Origin of the sequence: Kineococcus siccus (assembly GCF_009906795.1) — a bacterium.
Classification (GTDB): domain Bacteria; phylum Actinomycetota; class Actinomycetes; order Actinomycetales; family Kineococcaceae; genus Kineococcus; species Kineococcus siccus.
Genome location: NZ_JAAALN010000364.1, coordinates 1 through 2,034 on the forward strand (window position 1 = coordinate 1; position 2,034 = coordinate 2,034).

Consider the following 2,034-nt stretch of genomic DNA (forward strand, 5'->3'; position numbering starts at 1 on the left):
GCCGCCCACCGCTGTCCCGCCCACTGCCACGCAGGAGCGGACCGCCGCGGGTGGCCCCCCGGTGCGGCGGTGCGGACCGCTGTCGCTGCTCGTCGCCTCCGTCCTGCCCGTCGCGGGCTCGCTCGCCGTGGACACCTGGCGGGTCGGGGCCGTGGCGCTCGCGGTGCAGCTGCTCCTGCTGCCGCTCGCGGTGCGCGGCTGGCGGGCCCTGCTCCCGCGCCTGGTGCCCGTCACGGTCGCCGCGCTGTCGGTCGGGTGGTCCACGTGGCTGCTCGGCGACGACGGTGACCCGGTGTCGGCCGCGGTCGCCTCGGTGCTGCGCATCGCGGTCCTCGTCCTGCCGGGCGTCGTGCTCCTGGCCTGGCTCGACCCGAGCGAGACCGGTGACCACCTCGCGCAGCGCCTGCACCTGCCCGCGCGCGCCGTCGTCGCCGCGACCGCCGCGCTCGAGCAGCTCTCCGCCCTGGCGCAGGTGTGGGACGAGCTCACGCGTGCCCGGCGGGCCCGCGGCCTCGGGCCGGGCCGCAGCCCCGCCTCGCGGGTGCGGTGGGCGGCGTCGACGGCGTTCGGCCTGCTCGTCGAGGCGCTGCGCCGCGCCGCGCGGATGTCGCTCGCCATGGACGCCCGCGGCTTCGCCGACGCGCACGGGCGGTCGTGGGCGCTGCCCGCGCGCTGGAGCACCGCCGACACCGTCCTCGTCGTCGCGGGCGCACTGGTCGCGGCCGTCCCCGTCGTCGCGACGGCGCTGCTGGGCTGAGGGGCCGCCGCCACGGTCCCGGCGTGGATTCCTCACCCCGGGGACCTGCGCTGCGGCCTGGTGAGGTGCCCCCGGCGGGAGCACCGTGGGCCCATGAGCCCAGCCCTGCTCGGCGGTGCCCGGCGCGTGGCGTGGTGGCGGACCCGGCGCGGCGACGGCGGCCGGGCCGCACCGCCCGACCGCGACCGCGCGCACGACGGGGACGACGGGGACGAGCGCGGCGGGCCGGCGTCCAGCGTCCTCGCCGTGCGGGGCCTGCGGATCCGGTTCGGCAGCGTCCCGGCCCTCGACGGCGTCGACCTCGACGTGGCCCGCGGTGAGGTGGTCGGCGTCCTGGGCCGCCCGGGGGCGGGCACGTCGACGCTCCTCGCCGCCGTCGCGGGGCTGCTGGTGCCCACGTCCGGCGAGGTCCGGGTCCTCGGCCACGACCCGGCGCGGCGGCCGCAGGTCGCCCACCGGCTGGTGGCCGCGCTGCCGTCGGTCGCCGCGGCCTTCGCGCGGCTGACCGTCCGCGAGAACCTCCGGCTCTGGTCGGACGTGCACGCCGCCCCGCTCCCCGTGGACGACGTGCTGGACCTGGCCGGGCTCGACGCGGTCGCCGGCCGGCGCGCCGAGCGCCTGGACCCCGACCGTGCGCAGGCACTGCTGCTCGCCCTGACCTTCGTCGGCGGGACCCCCCTCGTCGTCCTGGACGAACCGGCCGGGGGCCGCGGACCGCTGGCCCGGGCCGCCCTCGACGCGCTCGTCCGGCACCGCGCGGCCGCGGGGGGCAGCGTGCTGCTCACCTCCCGGGACGCCGGGCGCGCCGCCGGCCTGTGTGACCGCGTCGCCCTGCTGCGCCGGGGACGCCTGCTCGACGTCGCGAGCCCGCAGCGCCTCGTCGAGCGCTACGCCCCCGACGGCGGGGCCGCCGTCCTCGTGGCCGACCCGGCGGAGGCGTCCGCGCTGAGCTCCGCCGCCCCGGGCGCCACCTTCGAGCGCCGCCCGGAGGGCACCCTGGTCGAGGTCCCGGGCTGCGACGCGGCCCGCCTCGCGGGTCTCCTCGCCGGTCTGTCGAGCGTCCGGGAGGTCCGCCACCACGAGGGCACGCTGGCCGACGCCGTGCGGCGGGCCACCGCCGACCGCCGCCCGCAGCACCGGGGCAGCGGGTCGCCGTGAGCACCCCGACCCGCGGCAGCGAGCACCCGGACACCGACCGTCCCGGCGAGGCGGACCGGCCCGGCGGGGCCCGAGGCCCGGCGGCGCCCGCGGACGCGGGGCCGGTGGCGCCACCGCCC

General features: G+C 80.9%; 2 protein-coding genes. Both read left to right on the plus strand.

The genetic code is table 11. The features are described 5' to 3' along the window. Positions 1-757 (plus strand): energy-coupling factor transporter transmembrane component T family protein (locus GTR02_RS21430; protein ID WP_205709783.1); only part of this gene is annotated, 757 nt, incomplete at its 5' end. Positions 758-850: 93 nt separating this feature from the next. After that, positions 851-1,915, plus strand: a complete 1,065-nt coding sequence (locus GTR02_RS21435) for an ATP-binding cassette domain-containing protein (RefSeq protein WP_166609494.1) — start codon at positions 851-853, stop codon at positions 1,913-1,915. Positions 1,916-2,034: the final 119 nt, after the last annotated feature.

Coding starts and splice junctions, on each gene's coding strand:
- GTR02_RS21435 (WP_166609494.1), top strand. CDS start 851: ATGAGCCCAGCCCTGCTCGGCGGTGCCCGGCGCGTGGCGTGGTGGCGG.